Origin of the sequence: Aurantibacillus circumpalustris (genome assembly GCF_029625215.1) — a bacterium.
Lineage (GTDB): Bacteria > Bacteroidota > Bacteroidia > B-17B0 > Aurantibacillaceae > Aurantibacillus > Aurantibacillus circumpalustris.
In genome coordinates this window covers 754,035-771,832 of the sequence record NZ_CP121197.1, presented here as the reverse complement: position 1 = coordinate 771,832, position 17,798 = coordinate 754,035, and the positions used below count along the sequence as shown (strand labels likewise).

Genomic DNA, 17,798 nt, shown 5'->3' with positions numbered 1-17,798 from the left:
TGATTTTATTGAATGTGTTTATATTTTCGTTTTATTTAACCAGTACTTTCGAAAAAATACCAAGCATAATTTCTTCACTTTCTGCTGCATGTCTCTTTGCAAAACCTGTTGCAGGGCTTGCTGCTTCATCTCTACCAACGTATCTCATATTTAAAGAGCGTAAATTTTTGTCGACAAATCTCCAGGCGCCCATATTTTCAGATTCTTCTTGAACAAATAAATACTCTTTTGCGTTTTTATATTTGGCAAGGATCGCATCTACTTGTTTTTGTGGAAACGGATATAGCTGCTCTAACCGAATAAAGGCAATATCACTAGCACCTTCTTTTTCTCTGCGTTCTATTAAATCGTAATAAATTTTACCGCTACAAAATGCAACACGCGTTATTTTTTTAACATCAGCACTTATATCATCGATTAACTCTTGAAATTTACCTTCTGTAAAATCTTTTACACCGCTTACACAAGTAGGGTATCTCAATAATTTTTTTGGCGTGAAACAAATTAGTGGTTTACGGAATCCTCGTTTTAGTTGGCGACGAAGTGCGTGAAATTGTTGTGCAGGAGTCGTTGCATTTACAATCTGCATATTATTTTCTGCACACATTTGTAAAAAACGCTCTACACGTGCACTTGAGTGTTCTGGCCCCTGTCCTTCATAACCATGCGGTAACAATACTACTAGCCCGTTCATCCTTCTCCATTTATATTCAGAAGAAGATAAATATTGGTCGATAATAATTTGAGCGCCATTAAAGAAATCACCAAATTGTGCTTCCCAAATAGTTAAAGCATTGGGTGAGGCATAAGCATACCCATATTCAAAACCTAGAACGGCATATTCACTGAGATGGGAATTATAAATTTCGAGTCGTTCAGGGGCACCAATATTATTTAGTGGAACATATTCTTCTTCGCTATCTTCCATTGTAATAACGGCATGGCGGTGTGAGAAAGTTCCGCGTTCAACATCCTGACCGCTAAAGCGAACCCTATGTCCTTCTGTCATTAACGACGCGTATGCTAATAGCTCTCCCATTGCCCAATCGTAGGTATCAGACTTAATCATATTTCTACGATCATTAAACAAGCGTTCAGTTTTATTAAAAAACTTTTTGTCTTTTGGGAGTTCGGTAGTTTTTTGAGCGAGGTCTAAAAATGTTTTTTTACCTATAGCAGTTACAGGAGACTCATCAAAAGCTGTATCACTAGCCATTTGAACTCCCTGCCATGGGCCTTGTAGATACGAAGTTACTTTAGCTTTTTCTACCTTTTTCGCTGACTCAAGATTTTTTTCAAGATCGCTTTTGATTGATTTTTCAAGTTCATCAATTTCATCCTGCGTGAAGCTTCCTTCTTCGATTAATTTTTTTGCGTAAATTTCTTTTGGGTTCGGATGTTTAGCAATTTCTCTGTAAAGCAAAGGCTGCGTGAAGCGAGGTTCATCACCCTCATTATGCCCATATTTACGATAACATAGAATGTCAATAAATACATCTTTACGGAAATTTAAGCGAAACTCGATTGCCATTTTTGCAACGAGGGTTAGTGCTTCCACATCATCGCCGTTAACATGAAATACTGGAGCCTTGGTTACTTTAGCAACGTCTGTACAGTAGGTACTTGAACGCGCATCTCTATAATTAGTTGTAAAACCAACTTGATTATTAATAATGAAGTGAACAGTTCCACCTACTTTATAAGCATCTAAATGAGCCATTTGAACTACTTCATATACAACGCCCTGACCTGCAATAGCGGCGTCACCATGAACAATGATTGGGCAAGCTTTTCTATGATTGCCCTTGTGACGACCATCTATTTTTGCACGAGTAATACCTTCCACTACAGGAGCAACTGTTTCAAGGTGAGAAGGATTTGGAGTTAAAGATACGTGAACAGATTTACCGGATTCACTAATTACATCATTACTATAACCCATGTGATACTTAACATCACCGTCAAACAAACCGTCTTCACTTGGGCGACCTTCAAATTCAGTAAAAATATCAATGGTAGGTTTATTCATAATGTTCGCAAGAACGTTCAAACGTCCGCGGTGAGCCATTCCTATTATGTAGTCTTCAATACCCAGCTCTGCGCCATGTTCCATTAATGCATTCATTGCGGGTAAAAATGATTCAGCGCCTTCGAGTGAAAATCTTTTTTGACCTACAAACTTTGTTGCTAGAAAATTTTCAAATGTTACGGCCTCGGTAACTTTTTTAAGGATACTTCTTTTTTGTTCTTTGTCGAATTTTGGAATATTTCGTGAAGTTTCCATTCTTTCCTGCAACCAAGTCAATAAGTTGGGGTTACGGATAAACATGTACTCAACACCAATGCTTTGACAATAGGTTCTTTCAAGGTGAGCAACAATGTCTTTTAATTTAGCGTCTCCAATTTGTATTTGAGTACCGGCGTGAAATACGGTTTCAAGATCTTTATCTTCAAGTTCAAAAACGTCGAGCCCTAGATCTGGTTTGTATTTTCGGCGTTTTCTAACGGGATTGGTTTTAGTAAACAAGTGTCCACGCGTTCGGTATCCATTAATTAAGTTGATTACCGCAAATTCTTTTGCAACATTTTCTGGAATGTTAGTGGTTCCGGTATTTGAGCTTGTAGTAGTTTGTGAATAGTCTGTTCTCGCAAACTCAAAACCTTTAAAGAAGTCCTGCCAGGTTTTATCAACTGAATTAGGATCTTTTAGAAATTGGTTATAGAGCGCTTCAATTGCAACCACATCGCTGTTTCCTACGTACGAAAATTTGTCCATTTTACCGAGTTAGAATAATGGGTAAATTTAAAGAAATTATTGGATTTAAGTCCGAAAAACCCTAAAAATATGGCAGGGTGGTGAGCCGTTTGTTATTTTTTTCCTTGTTCAATAAGGTTATCTATTTCATCGAAATAGTTTTCGATTTTAAGATACATTTCGGTTGTATCACTGTAGTTATTCAGATATATTTTTAGAAGGGCCTTATCTGCTTTTTTAATTTTTGAATTTGCTTTTTTAAAAGATTTTGGATGCTCCAGCCTTTTAAAATCAATGGTTTCCATGTATTTCATTAGTGCCGAATGCCGTGGAAGATAAATGGCATCAAATTTTGAATCGATCCTTTCTGCCTTTTTATTTTTTTTAAAGTTGAATCCTATTTTTAAACCAAAATTCATACATAGATATGGCGAAACTGAAGTGAATTGATAGGGATAGTGTATCCCATAACTATAGGGTGAAGTAGAGGAATAGGTTGTGCCGGTTAAACTTGCAACCGTAATTCCTATCACATAAAAAGGTTCAATAATTAATTTGCGATTTTGGAACTTGTTCCCGACTGTAAAGCCAATAGTTGAAGCCCAGCCATAACAGGATTCTTCATTATAATAGATATCAAGGTCTGGGTTTAAATTCGAAGCATTATAAGCCACGCGTATTTTTTTGTGCTCTAAATACTCCAAAGAATACGCCATTCCAATATATAAGCCTGTTATTCCTATGTATAGTTTTGGTTTTAAAGAAATTCCTGCGCCATCAAAATTGTAATATTCCCAATTTCTGATTTTTGTTTTAATAAAAGAATTAGGCCGAATATAAAACGCGGAAAGATCGATGCTCCATTTTGACCCTATTTGACTTTGGATACCAATGCCTGCTTCCCGCCAAAAATCGAAATAAGAATAGGCAGCAAATTTATAGCGGGTTAATGGTTTACGCTTTGAATGTGTTCCAAAGCTTGCCAATTGACCAAATAAAGTGGTATTAGAGGATGTAAAAATTAAAATCAATAAATATTTTATGATGATTCGGGTTATCATGTCTATTCATAAATAACACTAATATAGTATAATTTTTGGTTTTTTATTTACCTTTGTGGCTTGAAACATTTGTTTGTCATAGTTTTTTTTCTTTTTGCCAACTTTTTAGTTTCGCAGGAAAATCCTAATCTAAATCCACCACAAAGTCAGACGCAGCTTAAGGTTCAAGAGCTTGTTGAAAAAAAGGCAGAGTACCATCGGCTAACAGGCGGTGAACAAGAGGGTTATCGCATTAAAATTCATTTTGGAATTGACAGGGATGCTGCTGAAGCTGTTCGTGAAAAATTTTTATTGAAGTTTCCTGATTATCCTACAGATAAAGAATATCAGCAACCTAATTTTGTAATATTGGTTGGAAGTTATAAATCGAAATTAGAGGCGTTCGAATCTTTAAGAAAAATACAAGGAGAATTCCCCAATTCTTTTATTGTGAAAGGACGAATTAAAGTTCTTTAATTGTTCCTGTTATTATTAACGTGTAGGTCAAAACTCTGTTTGTCTTTTATAGTTATTACGTGAGTTTCTGCACGTAAATCATCGGCGAAGCTTTTTATTGGAGAGCGTTCACAAATTTCTCCACATAGAGTCGAATCTATTTTGCAAATTTTTCTGCAATTTGATTTATCCATCAAAAACTGTTTAATTAAGTCGGGTTGTTGTATTGTTATCTGGTGGCCGGTGTGTTTTAGTTTTACAAACACAGCGGGACAATGAACCATGTAATTTTTGGCAAACGAAAAGTTGGCAGTATCCGCGATGCGGTCTTCTTCCCCTACCATCACATAAGTTGGTATGTAAAGCCTTTTCCATTCGTTTTTCATTAAACGCATTTCGCGTGAATGCGAAAATTTTTCTTTTGTGGCCACATTTAAAAATCCAGGAAGAATTTTTTGTATGAGTTTAGATTTGCCAATATTACTGAACCAGTAAAACTTTTCTTTGTCTGGGTCAATCACTGGAGAAACGAGTACAAGTTTTTCAAATGTTTCAGGATAATGAATTGCCAACCATGCTGCAATAGGTGCGCCGTATGATCTACCTAACAGAAATACCTTACGCCCTGTCGTGTTTTCTGTGTCAATTATTTTTTTTATAGCCGCCGCCTGAATTTGAGTAGATAGAATTTCTTTCCCATAACCAGATTTCCCGTATCCTAAGCGATCTACTGAAACGATTTTATAATTAGCTTGTAATAAGCTGTCGTCAGTTAGGTTTAAGTACCCATACCAAGCTCCTGGAGCACCGTGAATCATTATTAAAAGGGGAAGCGTGTCGCTTTTACTGAAGACTGCGTAGTGCATTTTATGTCCAGAGAAAAGAGATTTTTTATATTTAGGCTTAATGCTTTTATCTTCATAGTGTTCTTGTAATTCTTTATCTGAATAGACAAACTTTTCGAGATAGCACCTACTAAAAAATAAGCTCATCGCAATTAGAAGTCCTATGATTGAAAGAATTTTTTTCATTTAAAGTGTGGAAAAGCGCATCAATACGACTTTCCTTATAAAGTTATAAAAAAAAGCCCTCGGTTTGGAGGGCTTATTATTTTTTAACAGCGTCTTAACATTTAATAAGATTAGAATTAAATCATGAAGGATTTTTTGTAATTCGATTTAAAATCGAATTCCTAAAACACAAACATCATCCACTTGTTCTAAGTTACCACGCCATTGTTCAAATGCATCAACTAATAAATTGTTTTGTGAATCCATCGTATTTATTGCGTTTTTAAGAAGAATATCATCGAGCTGTTTGTACTTGAATTTTTTTCCTTTTGGACCACCGAATTGATCAGCAAGGCCATCGGTGTATAGATATAAGGAATCACCAACTTTAACATCGAGTGTAAATGTTTTAAATGAATCTGTTTTTTCACCAAGCCCCACTGGCATAGAATCTTTAGATAACTCTGATGTTTGATTTTCTCTTATTAGCAGTGCCGAATTATTTGCTGCGGCATATTCGATAGGCACATTGTTTTTTTTACTAACAGGTATTTTCAAAAGGATGGCATCCATGCCATCACGTCCCCCGTCAAGTCTTTTGATAAGTTGTTCGCGAACATGATTTAATATTTCACCAGGCGCTTCAATTCCTTTTTCGTTAATTGCCTCATTTAGAAAATTTATATTTAATAAGCTCATAAATGCTCCTGGGACACCATGACCTGTGCAATCGCACACTGCAAGATAAAAATAATTGTTTTTTAAAGTGCCCCAATAAAAATCGCCGCTTACAATGTCTTTTGGTTTAAAAAGGATAAAATGTTTAGGTAAGTTTTGTTCAAGTAAATCTTTATGGGCAAGTAAGGCATATTGAATTCTTTTTGCATAATTAATAGATGCAATCATTTCTTTTTGTTGTTCTTCAATAATTAGTTTTTGCCTCTTATTCTCTTCTAATTTTTTAAACAGTGTGTAACTGAAATAGGACACTACGAGTAAAAACAAAATGGAAACACCAATGATCAGGTTTTTTTTGAAGGAAGCCGCACTTGTCAAAGCCTCCTTTTTTTCAAGTTCTTTTTCGGCAAGGAGTTTTTCTTTTTCGTACTCATATTTCAAACTCTCACTTGTGAGCTTTCTGATATTCTCCTCATTGTATAAACTATCTTTAACCGCATTCGCTATCTTAAGATAAAAAAGCGCGTTTTTGTGTTCACCTGTTTTTTCATAGGCATCGCTTAGTTTTTCGCTTATACTAAAAAGTATATCATGTGCACCAATCTCTCTGCCTATTTTGTAAGCCTCTTCAAGAAGATTTACAGCCTCCTTTGAATTATTTACTTTTATCTGCACCATCCCGAGAGCTTCAAGGCAAACAGCAATGCCTTTTGCATTCTTATTATTTCTCGACAATTCAAGAGACTTATGAAAAAGAGCTGTACACTCTTTTATGTTTCCCTGATCATAATAGATACTTCCTAAGTTATAACAGGCTATTGCAATAGACTCTTCTTCACCCAAATCTTCTGCTATTTTCAGAGCCTCTTTAATAGTTTGAATAGCAGAATCTGTCCTGTTACTATTTTTATAGGCTAATCCAATCGCTATCAGTGAGGCTCCTATGCCAGATCGGTCGTGAAGTTTTCTTCTAATCTCCAAAGCTAATTTGTGATATTTTAGACTGTTAACGGTATCTTTTGAGTCAATATAAAGCTGAGCTATGTTATGAAAAGCATTGGCAAGTCCGACGGAATCGTGCAACTGTGCTTTGGTTTTTAATGATAAGAAATAGTAGTCGAGGGCTTTAGAAATGTTTCCCTGACTATTGTAAACAACGCCAAGGTTATTCAACATGCCTGCTACTCTACTTGTATCTTTGAGATCTTTATATAAGTTCATTGACGCAGTAAAATAGTAAATCGCTGAATCAGCAAAGCCCATATAGTTACTAACCTGGCCAAAATAATTGTTTGAAACGGCCATCCCTTTTAAAAAATTTATCTTTTTTGAAAGAGTAAAAGATTTTCTAGTATAAATAAGGCAAGAGTCTAACTGGCCTTTATTTAAATAAATGCTGGCAATTTTATAGTAGTTCTTTGCTAGTGTTGAATCAGCGTGTTCTGCACGAGTGACTTTTAAAAGACTGTCCAGCTTCCTATTCTGCGCTTTTAAAGCAGAAATAATTGTAAAGGAGAACAATACTATTAAAATAATTTGCTTCGTCATGTTTTAGTAAACTCGTTAAAATAAGTCATATAATTAAAATCCCCGGCGAATTGCCAGGGATTTTGATTGTTTATTTATACTGTTTCAACTTCTTCCATATATGCCTCAATTGGGGCACACGAACATACAAGATTCCGATCGCCGTATGCATTGTCTACTCTACCAACACTTGGCCAGAATTTATTATCTCGCACCCAGTTTAAAGGGAATGCCGCTTTTTGACGTGAGTAAGGTTTTTTCCAATCGTCGCTTACAACCGATTTACAAGTATGAGGTGCATTTTTAATGACGTTATCTGTTTTTTCAAATTTACCTTCTTCAATTTCTTTAATCTCGTTGCGAATTGAAATCATGGCCTCACAAAAACGATCTAATTCTGCTTTTGATTCAGATTCAGTTGGTTCAACCATTAACGTATTTACAACGGGAAATGCTACCGTCGGAGCATGAAATCCGTAATCCATTAAACGCTTTGCAATATCTGCTACTTCAACACCCGTGGCCATTTTAAATGCGTTACAATCTAAAATCATTTCATGAGCACAACGGCCGTTTTTGCCAGTATATAAAATTTTGAAATGTTCTTTAAGAGAGTCTTTAATATAGTTAGCGTTTAATATAGCTGTCTCTGTAGCTTGTTTTACACCATCGTTTCCAAGCATTTTTATATACCCATAAGAAATAAGCAATATAAGCGCACTTCCATAAGGTGCAGCTGAAACCGCTGTGATACCTTTGTCTCCACTTGTATTTACAACAGTATGAGAAGGTAAAAATGGCACAAGTTTTTCAACTACACCAATTGGTCCCATTCCAGGACCACCACCACCGTGAGGGATAGCAAATGTTTTGTGTAAGTTTAAATGACACACATCGGCACCAATGTTACCTGGCGAAGTAAGACCAACTTGAGCATTCATGTTAGCGCCATCCATATATACTAAACCGCCATTATCATGAATGAGTTTAGTAATGTCCATTATAGATTCCTCATACACACCATGTGTAGAAGGGTAGGTTACCATTAAGCACGATAAATTGTCTTTGTATTTTTCTGCTTTTTCCTTTAAATCAACAAGGTCGATGTTTCCTTTTTCATCACATTTTGTAACAACAATGGTCATGCCTGCCATTGCCGCACTGGCAGGATTGGTGCCATGTGCAGAAGAAGGAATTAAAGCTACATTTCTGTTTGCGTTTCCATTTGCAATGTGGTACGCGCGAATTACCATTAAGCCTGCGTACTCACCTTGCGCGCCAGAATTAGGTTGGAAGCTCATACGGGCAAAACCGGTAATTTCAGAAAGGTCTTTATTTAACTGTTCAATTAATTCAGCATAGCCTTGTGCTTGATCAAGCGGCACAAAAGGATGTATGCTTGCGAACTCAGGCCAGGTCAACGCTAAAAGTTCAGAAGCGGCATTCAATTTCATTGTGCAAGATCCTAACGATATCATGGAGTGAACCAATGAAAGATCTTTATTTTCAAGACGTTTGATGTAACGCATCATGTCTGTTTCGCTGTGATAGCTGTTAAATACAGGATGTGTTAAATAAGAAGAAGTACGTTTTAAATCTGAAGATTTAATTAAATCTGAATTTTTCACCTCACCTTTTGATTGGATACCAAAGCAAGATAAAATATCTATAACGTCATTTGCTTCAATAGTTTGGTCGAAGCTCATGGCGACATGTTTTTCGTCGATCTTTCGAAAGTTAATTTCTTTAAAAACGGCAACTGACATAATTTTAGCTGCATCACATTCAACTACAATTGTGTCAAAAAACAATTTTGTTTTTACTGCTAAACCTGCCTTTTTTAATTCTTCGGCAATGTTGTTCGTTACATTGTGAACACCTTGAGCGATAGCTTTAATGCCTTCTTGTCCATGATACACTGCATACATACTCGCCATGATAGCAAGAAGTGCTTGAGCTGTACAAATGTTTGAAGTTGCTTTGTCGCGTTTAATATGTTGTTCACGTGTTTGAAGTGCCATACGTAATGCCTGGTTTCCTTCTGTGTCAACAGATACACCAATAATACGACCTGGGATTAAACGTTTGTAGTCTTCGCGGCAAGTAAAGAAAGCAGCGTGTGGACCACCGTAACCTAACGGCACACCAAAACGTTGTGAATTACCTACAACACAATCGGCACCCCATTCACCTGGAGGAGTTAATAAAGCAAGTGCTAAAAGGTCTGTAGCGACGGCAACTTGTATACCGTTAGCTTTTGCATCAGCAACAAATTTTTTGTAATTATTTGCTTCACCATTGATATCAGGATATTGAATCAACATTCCGAAAAACGAATCATCTAATTTGATGGTGTTTGCATCGCCTATTACCAATTCAATTCCATAAGGAACTGCGCGTGTTTTAACCACATCGATGGTTTGAGGAAAACACGTTTCGCTGATAAAAAACTTATTGGAGTTGTTTTTTACTTTGTCTTTACTGCGGTTGCTGTAAAACATAAAAAGAGCTTCAGCAGCAGCAGTTGCTTCATCTAAAAGAGAAGCATTAGCAATTGGCATGGCTGTTAAATCCATAACCATTGTTTGGAAGTTTAAAATCGCTTCTAAACGACCTTGCGCAATTTCTGCCTGGTATGGCGTGTAAGCTGTATACCAACCTGGATTTTCTAAAACGTTACGTTGAATAACTGCTGGTAAAATATTGTTGTAGTATCCCATACCGATATAAGAACGAAACACTTTGTTTTTTTTACCAAGGGCTTTTAAATGTTTAATGTACTGATACTCGCTCAAAGCTGGCGCGATTTGCAGCGGTTTCTTTAAACGAATGTTCGGCGGAACAGTTTGATTAATTAATTCATCGATGCTTGCAACACCAATTTTTTTAAGCATCGCTTTTACCTCTTGCTCACGAGGGCCGTTATGTCGGCTAACAAATTTGTCGGTAGTCATTAAACGCAAAATTTTAGAGCGCAAATTTAAGAAAAATAAGGTGTTTTCAAGGGACTTTGTAAATAAAAGCGGTGGGGAAGAATTGTTAAAAAGAGATTTGATCTTTAAGCCGCCATTTCACTTAATTTATCAATTGTTTTATAAAGCAAATCCAAGTCTATTGGTTTAGGCAAAAACTCATCTGCCCCTAAGGCTAGGGTATGATCGATGACTGGTCCGGTCGACAAACAAGAAACTAGAAGTATAGGAGTTGCAGGGTAGAGATGCTTTAAGGTACATGTGAGTGACATAATAGGAGTATCTTCCATGATTACATCAGAAATAACCAAATCAATTTTATGAAGATCCATTTCTTCCAGAGCTTTTAGACCATTTGATGCAGTATAAACCTGATAGCCATGTTTATCTAAAATTTCAGCTAGCAGATAAAGAAAATTCTCATCATCGTCAATGAGTAGGATGTTGATTAGATGTGGTTCCATGAGTGTGGTATTTAGTAGTATTTACGGATCAACTTTCGTACCAGATCTCTGGATTACAGTAATAGGAGGCTTTTAGAGCGTTAAAATGAGTGAAATTTTAACAGTCGTTGGGTTTAAAGAAAAACATACCAGGTTTAAATGGGTAAAGACAGCCTGAGGTATTTTTTCCGAAATTGAATATTTATCCTATTTTTGCATTCCTAAATATCGCGGGGGATTAGCTCATTTGGCTAGAGCGCTTCGCTGGCAGTGAAGAGGTGATCGGTTCGAATCCGATATTCTCCACTAAAGTCCCGACAATTGTTGGGGCTTTTTTAATAAGATGTTTTTTGTTTACATATTATACTCAAAAGTCAAAGACAAATATTATGTTGGTCAAACTGATAATTTGGAAACGCGATTAGTGTCTCATAATTCTGGCACTTCTCCATATACTTCGATTGCTTCAGATTGGGAAATAGTTTATTTCGAACAGTACGCTACCAGAACGGAAACACGTAAGAGGGAAAATGCGATTAAACGAAAGAAAAGTAGAAAGTACATTGAAAGTCTGCTGAGCGCTTCGTCCCGACTCGGGTCGGGATGAAGAGGTGATCGGTTCGAATCCGATATTCTCCACTAAAGTCGCGACAATTGTTGGGGCTTTTTTTCGATCCATCGTTTTACACCACGAATTTCACGAATTAACTTGAATAATTTTTTAGTGAAAATTGGTGTAATTTGTGGTAGAATTTCTTGAAGATCTGCATCGAAAAGCTTATTACAACTGGTTTATGTAAGATAAAAAGAGCTCCAAAGCCTTTCGTTTTTCCTCATCTAGCTTGTAATCTATGCGATGAGTAAGGTATTCAATAGTGTTTTCTTTAGAAAGCGTTTTTACATGATAGTCGTCTTCAACGGCTTGAATGATATTGTCAACACCCTGTTTTAAAGCAGTATTAAATTGAGCAATGAACGAAGGGTCTAACCTTTCAGTGCTTACCCAGGCAGCGAACACGAAGGGTAATCCTGCATATTTTTTCCACTCTTCTGCTAAGTCAAACTCGTAAGAGTATTTTCCGCTTAATCCAAAAGTTCTATCGCCAATAATAACAGCAGCATTAGCATCTTTTATCTCATTCTCAAAACCAGGCTTGGCATCCACATAATGTACAGGGAGTTTCCAAAAAAACTTAAAAAGTACTTTAGTAAGCGTGATGGAAGATTTGGATTGATAATCGAGAGTAACGGTTTTAATCTGATCTAAAGGAACCTCACTATATAGTTTAACACTATCAACTTTTCCGTTTGCGCCAATGCAATAATCTGTCTCTATAAAATAAGTATCGAGTTCTGAAATAAGGGCAACTGGCACTAGAGCAAGATCAACTTGTTTGAATTTTAATTTTTGTGCGCAAATACTGGGAATATCTTCCTGAAGATCTATTTGTTCCAACAAAGAATTGCGTTTTAAAGCCCATTTAAAAGGTAGGGTGTTAGTGTAGTTTACAATGGATATTCTGAGCTTTTCTGAATTCAAGTGTGCAAAAATAAACATATTATCTTGAATCAAATCTTTATCTTTAGGCTCGATTTATGAGCGATAATAAATACCAATTACGAGGCGTTTCGGCGGGTAAAGAAGATGTACACGCGGCCATTGCCAATATAGATAAAGGACTGTTTCCAAGAGCCTTTTGTAAGATTGTTCCAGATCTTTTAACTGGCAGTGAAGAACATTGTTTAGTGATGCATGCAGATGGAGCAGGAACAAAATCTGCTTTAGCTTATATGTATTGGAAAGAAACCGGTGATTTAAGTGTGTGGAAGGGAATTGCGCAAGACGCTGTGATTATGAATGTGGACGATTTGATTTGTGTTGGCGCAACAGAAAACATTATTTTGTCATCCACCATCGGAAGAAATAAAAATTTAATTCCCGGCGATGTTATTTCAGCAATCATTAACGGAACAGAAGAGGTGTTACAAAATCTTAGAGAGAATGGGATCTCTATTACCTCCACAGGTGGTGAAACTGCGGATGTTGGCGATTTAGTCCGAACAATTATTGTGGATAGTACAGTTACATGCAGAATGGCTCGCAACAAAGTAATTTCTAATCACAATATAAAAGCTGGAAATGTTATTGTTGGCTTAAGCAGTTCAGGAAAGGCGACCTATGAAAACGAATACAATGCAGGGATGGGCAGCAATGGACTTACCAGTGCGCGTCACGATGTGTTTAATAAGTCACTTGCTAAAAAATATCCAGAGAGTTTTGATTCTGCTTTACCAGAGAGTGTTGTGTACACCGGCGGCTTGAATTTGCAGGACAAAGTAGAAGTCTCTTATAAAGATGAAAACGGAAAAATCATCACAGAAAAAATAGACGCCGCGAAATTAGTTTTGTCGTCTACACGCACCTATGGACCAATTATTAAAAAAATAATTTCTGAAGTTGGTGCTTTTATTGATGGTATCGTGCATTGCAGTGGCGGCGCGCAAACAAAGGTTTTACATTTTATTAACGATAATTTACATATCATTAAAGATAATTTGTTTGAGGTGCCAGTTCTTTTTAAAACCATTCACGAACAGAGTCATACCGATTATAAAGAAATGTATAAGGTGTTTAACATGGGTCACCGCATGGAATTATATGTTGATGAAGCATACGCCGAAAAAATAATTGCTATTAGCAAAAGTTTTAATGTGGATGCGCAGATTATTGGGCGTGTGGAAAAGGGTTCTGGAAAGCACGTCACCATTAAATCAACGTATGGTACGTTTGAGTACTAATCTTACTACTTTTTATTCTTGTTTTTCTTTTGATTGTTCGTCTAACATTATTTCAATGTAACGAAATTATTACCTCAGATTTAATTTAATATTTCTTTTTGCGTGAAGGTTAACATTTGTATTTTTTGCGCTGATTTTCATAACGCAATCATAAACTGATTGATGTATCCCCGTTCTTTTTCAGAACTAATTTTGGCAAACAACACATACAAAATTAATTCAAATGAAAAAGAACATTACTTTATTTTTACTCCTCTTTACCTGTGTACTTTCTGCTCAGGTTACTATTTTTCCTTACGGCTCCACATGGAAATATCTTGATAATGGATCGAATCAAGGAACAGCATGGCAAGGAACAACTTTTAGCGATACCGGCTGGTCATCTGGGAATTCTGAGTTCGGCTACGGAGATGGTGATGAAACTACGATAGTAAATGCATGTGGCACTGTAGTTCAAAACCCTTCTTGCACAAACAAATACATCACCACTTATTTTAGAAAAACAATTAATGTGCCAAGTACATCTTCTTACACTGCGTACACTATGAATTTTAGAAGAGACGATGCTATTATTGTTTATTTTAATGGAAACGAAGTATACAGAAATGGATTGCCAACAGGCACTATTACATATACTACAATCGCTCCGACTGCATGTTCAGATGACGGGAACACTGTTTTCTCAATTATTCTATCACCAACAGTAATTGTAACGGGCACAAATGTAATCGCTGTCGAAATTCACCAAAATGGTGGATCAAGTTCTGACATTTCTTTTGAGTTTAATTTAGTTGGAAACACCAATTATGTTATACCCACTATTGTTAAGGGACCTTATCTAGCGGTTGGAACGCCGACTTCGATGGTAGTTCGTTGGGAAACAAATGTTGCTACCGATGGCCAAGTAACATATGGAACTAGCGCTAGCGCCCTCACAGCAACCGTTACAAACACGGTTTCAGCCACCATACACTCGTTACAAATTAGCGGATTAACACCCTATACAAAATACTATTACAACATTGGGTCAAGCTCTCTTGTAATTCAAGGAGATACTAATAATTATTTTCTTACAAATCCAATTCCAGGAACCCCTGGTCAGTACCGTTTTTGGATGGTAGGTGACTGTGGTAACGCTTCCACAAATCAAATAAATTGTAAGAACCAATACATTGCCTACAACGGTAATAGAATAACAAACGCTATGTTGCTTTCTGGCGATAACGCCTATAGCAGTGGCACAAATGCGGAGTACAATACCAGTTTTTTTGGTATTTACCAGAATGATATATTGAAAAAAATGACAATGTATTCTGCTCCCGGCAACCATGACTATAATAATGGTGCATCCACAGCAACCACAGTACCTTATTTTACCCACTTTCAAACGCCTACCAATGGTGAGGCAGGGGGTATTCCTTCTAATAACCCAGCTTATTATTCTTTTGACTATGGTAACGTGCATTTTCTTTCTCTAGATTCTTACGGAAAAGTTGGTAGTGACAAAATGTATGATACCACAGGAGCGCAAGTAAATTGGATAAAGGCAGATTTAGCGGCTAATAACAAAAAGTGGGTAATCGCCTACTGGCACCACCCACCATATACTATGGGCTCACACAATTCTGACACTGAAGGAGACCTTGTAAATATTCACACACGTTTTATTAAAATCTTGGAACGTTATGGTGTGGATATGATTATTACAGGGCACAGTCATGATTATGAAAGATCAAAATTAATGAATGGGCACTATGGAAATGAAGCGTCTTTTAATGCAAGTAACCATAACCTAAGTTCATCAAGTGGAAAATACGATGGATCTTCAAACTCTTGTCCTTATACAAAAGACTCAACTGTAAATAAAATCGGGACAGTTTATGTCGTGTCTGGATCTGCTGGTCAGTTAGGTGGACAGCAAGGAGCTTTTCCTCACAATGCTATGCATTACTCTAACGCTTCTAATGGAGGAACATTTATTTTAGATATTGAAGACAATAAATTGGATGCAAAATGGTTGTGCGCAGATGGAATTATTCGTGATAATTTCACCATGTTTAAAGACGTAAAAACAAGTAATACATTTACCGTTTTACCAGGAGAAACAAAAACACTCACCGCTTCATGGCCTGGAGCTTATTTATGGCCTGATGCAAGTACAAGTCGCAGTGCAACTGCAAGCGCTTTATCAGATTCAACCATTTTAGTAGTTGATCCTAATAATTGTGTTGCGGATACCTTTAAGTTAAAAGTATTGCCAGCTGTTGATTTTACTGCGGCTGTTCCATATTGTGCAGCGAGTCCAATTTCATTTACCAATCTTTCTACAAACAATACAACAGCTTGGAACTGGGCAGTTTCGCCTTCAACAGGAGTAAGCATTAGTTCTTCATCTACAGAAAATCCAAACATAACTTTCAATACAGCAGGAACGTATACAATTTCCCTAATAGCGAATAACGCCTATGGTTCAGGAATTGTTGTGACCAAAACAATTACAATTAATGCAAATCCAAATGTACTGGCAAGTATAAGTTCAACCGCAATTTGTTTAAACCAAACTGCTACATTAACAGCTACAGGAGCGCCATCATTTAGTTGGAACACTGGTTCTACTGCAACTTCAGTTACAGTTAGTCCTACAGCCAATACATCGTATACTTTAATAGGTACGAATGGAAATGGATGTAAGAACATGAGTATTAAATCGCTTTTAGTAAACGCTTTACCTATTCTAAGCGTTGCAGTAAGTCCAACCACAGCGGTTGTTTGTGATGGAGACGCGATTTCGTTGACCGCTTCCGGCGCAAGTTCATATAGTTGGACGGGTGGAATAAATAACGCTACTAGTTTTACATTGAATGCGGGTACAGCTTATTCAGTTACTGGTACTGATGCGAATGGATGTCAAAGTTCAAGTACGCAATCCATCACAGTAAATTCTCTTCCGGTGTTAAATGTTGTTTCATCACCCAGCAATGCAAGTGTTTGCGCAGGCTCTTCGCTCATAGTAACTGCGTCAGGTGCCAGCACTTACACCTGGAGCGGAACCGTGATCAATGGCACTTCGTTTGTGCCGTCAACTGGCTCTGTATATACAGTTATAGCAACAGATAACAACGGGTGCAAGAACAGTACGACTCAATCTGTAACAGTAAACAGTTTACCATCCGTAAGCATTTCCGGTTCATCAATAGTGTGCCTAGGACAAACAACGAGTTTAACAGCTAATGGTGCTTCATCCTATCTGTGGAGCAACGGTTCGATAAATGCAACGGTTAATATTACGCCGACCTCAAATACAACTTATAGTGTTACTGGAACAGACGCTAACGGTTGTCAAAATACCGTATTTAAATCTATTTCAATTAACCCGCTTCCTACAATAATCCTTTCAGGAAACATGTTAATATGTGATGGAGAAACGGCAACTATCACAGCAAGTGGTGCGAATACATATTCCTGGAGCAATGGCATTACAAACGCCAATTTGATTTTGAGCCCGATAATAGGGGCTAATTACTCGGTGATAGGTACAGATTTAAACTCATGTAAAAACTCCGCTCTGACAGGTTTTACAGTTAATCCTTCTCCAACAATTACTGCTATATCAAGTCAAACATTAATTTGTGCTGGTGAGAGCGTAACATTAACTGCATCGGGAGCAAATAACTTTATGTGGAACACGAATGCATCGACATCTTCTATTATAGCTACGCCAATTCAAACCACTAATTATAGCGTGACGGGAACAAACTCAAACAACTGCTCCGCTTCAGTAAATGTAGAGCAAAAGGTAAATGGATGTACTGGAATTGGAAAACTTAGTCTTGGGGAAAACTCGCTTATTTATCCGAATCCAAACAAAGGAGCATTTAATATTGAATTGAATACGGAAGGAGATTTTAAAGTGGAGTTTTTTAATACACTGGGTCAACGTGTTTATACAACTGATTTGCAAAAGGGAAATAACCCTATAAGTATAAATGAAAACAAAGGAATTTATTTCTACGTTATTCTTAGTGAGAATAGGGCGCAAGAAACTGGAAAGATAATTATAGAATAATAAACAGGGATGTTAATCCAACAAAGCCGGAAAACTCTTCTGGCTTTGTTTT

General features: G+C 36.9%; 11 protein-coding genes and 1 tRNA gene. 5 read left to right on the top strand and 7 right to left on the bottom strand.

Annotated elements, in window-relative coordinates; genetic code table 11:
* Window positions 1–31 precede the first annotated feature (31 nt).
* A complete protein-coding gene (locus tag P2086_RS03135; RefSeq protein ID WP_317898978.1) occupies window positions 32–2,776 on the bottom strand; it encodes a 2-oxoglutarate dehydrogenase E1 component in 2,745 nt (914 codons plus the stop codon).
* Window positions 2,777–2,868: 92 nt separating this feature from the next.
* Window positions 2,869–3,816 (bottom strand): hypothetical protein, encoded by a 948-nt coding sequence (locus tag P2086_RS03130; protein ID WP_317898977.1) that lies wholly within the window; start codon window positions 3,814–3,816, stop codon window positions 2,869–2,871.
* A gap of 60 nt (window positions 3,817–3,876) precedes the next feature.
* Between P2086_RS03130 and P2086_RS03125 the strand changes: the two genes are divergently transcribed.
* Window positions 3,877–4,272, top strand: a complete 396-nt coding sequence (locus P2086_RS03125; RefSeq protein ID WP_317898976.1) for a hypothetical protein — start codon at window positions 3,877–3,879, stop codon at window positions 4,270–4,272.
* On the opposite strand, the gene P2086_RS03120 is transcribed toward P2086_RS03125, so the two are convergent.
* The 4 genes from P2086_RS03120 to P2086_RS03105 form a co-directional block, all read right to left on the bottom strand.
* Window positions 4,269–5,282: an alpha/beta fold hydrolase gene (locus P2086_RS03120; RefSeq protein WP_317898975.1), complete on the bottom strand. Its 1,014-nt coding sequence runs from the start codon at window positions 5,280–5,282 to the stop codon at window positions 4,269–4,271. The two genes, P2086_RS03125 and P2086_RS03120, sit on opposite strands and share 4 nt — an antisense overlap.
* Before the next feature lie 147 nt (window positions 5,283–5,429).
* Window positions 5,430–7,487 carry a tetratricopeptide repeat protein gene (locus tag P2086_RS03115; RefSeq protein WP_317898974.1) on the bottom strand — a complete coding sequence of 686 codons (2,058 nt, stop codon included), beginning with the start codon at window positions 7,485–7,487 and terminating at the stop codon, window positions 5,430–5,432.
* Window positions 7,488–7,561: 74 nt separating this feature from the next.
* Window positions 7,562–10,420, bottom strand: a complete 2,859-nt coding sequence (gene gcvP / locus P2086_RS03110) for an aminomethyl-transferring glycine dehydrogenase (RefSeq protein ID WP_317898973.1) — start codon at window positions 10,418–10,420, stop codon at window positions 7,562–7,564.
* Between the two features lie 104 nt (window positions 10,421–10,524).
* Window positions 10,525–10,902, bottom strand: a complete 378-nt coding sequence (locus tag P2086_RS03105) for a response regulator (protein WP_317898972.1) — start codon at window positions 10,900–10,902, stop codon at window positions 10,525–10,527.
* Between the two features lie 211 nt (window positions 10,903–11,113).
* Between P2086_RS03105 and P2086_RS03100 the strand changes: the two genes are divergently transcribed.
* Window positions 11,114–11,187: transfer RNA gene (locus tag P2086_RS03100), tRNA-Ala, on the top strand.
* A gap of 37 nt (window positions 11,188–11,224) precedes the next feature.
* Window positions 11,225–11,488, top strand: coding sequence for a GIY-YIG nuclease family protein (locus P2086_RS03095; protein WP_317898971.1), 264 nt, complete (start codon window positions 11,225–11,227; stop codon window positions 11,486–11,488).
* Between the two features lie 174 nt (window positions 11,489–11,662).
* On the opposite strand, the gene P2086_RS03090 is transcribed toward P2086_RS03095, so the two are convergent.
* Entirely contained in the window at window positions 11,663–12,439 is a 777-nt protein-coding gene (locus P2086_RS03090; RefSeq protein WP_317898970.1) for a menaquinone biosynthetic enzyme MqnA/MqnD family protein, read from the bottom strand.
* 38 nt (window positions 12,440–12,477) lie between these two features.
* Here P2086_RS03090 and P2086_RS03085 point away from each other — a divergent pair, with 38 nt between their 5' ends.
* Window positions 12,478–13,680, top strand: coding sequence for an AIR synthase related protein (locus P2086_RS03085; RefSeq protein ID WP_317898969.1), 1,203 nt, complete (start codon window positions 12,478–12,480; stop codon window positions 13,678–13,680).
* Window positions 13,681–13,903: 223 nt separating this feature from the next.
* Entirely contained in the window at window positions 13,904–17,746 is a 3,843-nt protein-coding gene (locus P2086_RS03080; protein WP_317898968.1) for a metallophosphoesterase, read from the top strand.
* Window positions 17,747–17,798: the final 52 nt, after the last annotated feature.

Excerpts from the sequence above, each read along its gene's own strand:
- P2086_RS03135 (WP_317898978.1), bottom strand. The coding sequence starts at position 2,776 with ATGGACAAATTTTCGTACGTAGGAAACAGCGATGTGGTTGCAATTGAA.
- P2086_RS03130 (WP_317898977.1), bottom strand. The coding sequence starts at position 3,816 with ATGATAACCCGAATCATCATAAAATATTTATTGATTTTAATTTTTACA.
- P2086_RS03120 (WP_317898975.1), bottom strand. The coding sequence starts at position 5,282 with ATGAAAAAAATTCTTTCAATCATAGGACTTCTAATTGCGATGAGCTTA.
- P2086_RS03105 (WP_317898972.1), bottom strand. The coding sequence starts at position 10,902 with ATGGAACCACATCTAATCAACATCCTACTCATTGACGATGATGAGAAT.
- P2086_RS03115 (WP_317898974.1), bottom strand. The coding sequence starts at position 7,487 with ATGACGAAGCAAATTATTTTAATAGTATTGTTCTCCTTTACAATTATT.
- P2086_RS03080 (WP_317898968.1), top strand. The coding sequence starts at position 13,904 with ATGAAAAAGAACATTACTTTATTTTTACTCCTCTTTACCTGTGTACTT.
- P2086_RS03085 (WP_317898969.1), top strand. The coding sequence starts at position 12,478 with ATGAGCGATAATAAATACCAATTACGAGGCGTTTCGGCGGGTAAAGAA.
- P2086_RS03095 (WP_317898971.1), top strand. The coding sequence starts at position 11,225 with ATGTTTTTTGTTTACATATTATACTCAAAAGTCAAAGACAAATATTAT.
- gcvP (WP_317898973.1), bottom strand. The coding sequence starts at position 10,420 with ATGACTACCGACAAATTTGTTAGCCGACATAACGGCCCTCGTGAGCAA.
- P2086_RS03090 (WP_317898970.1), bottom strand. The coding sequence starts at position 12,439 with ATGTTTATTTTTGCACACTTGAATTCAGAAAAGCTCAGAATATCCATT.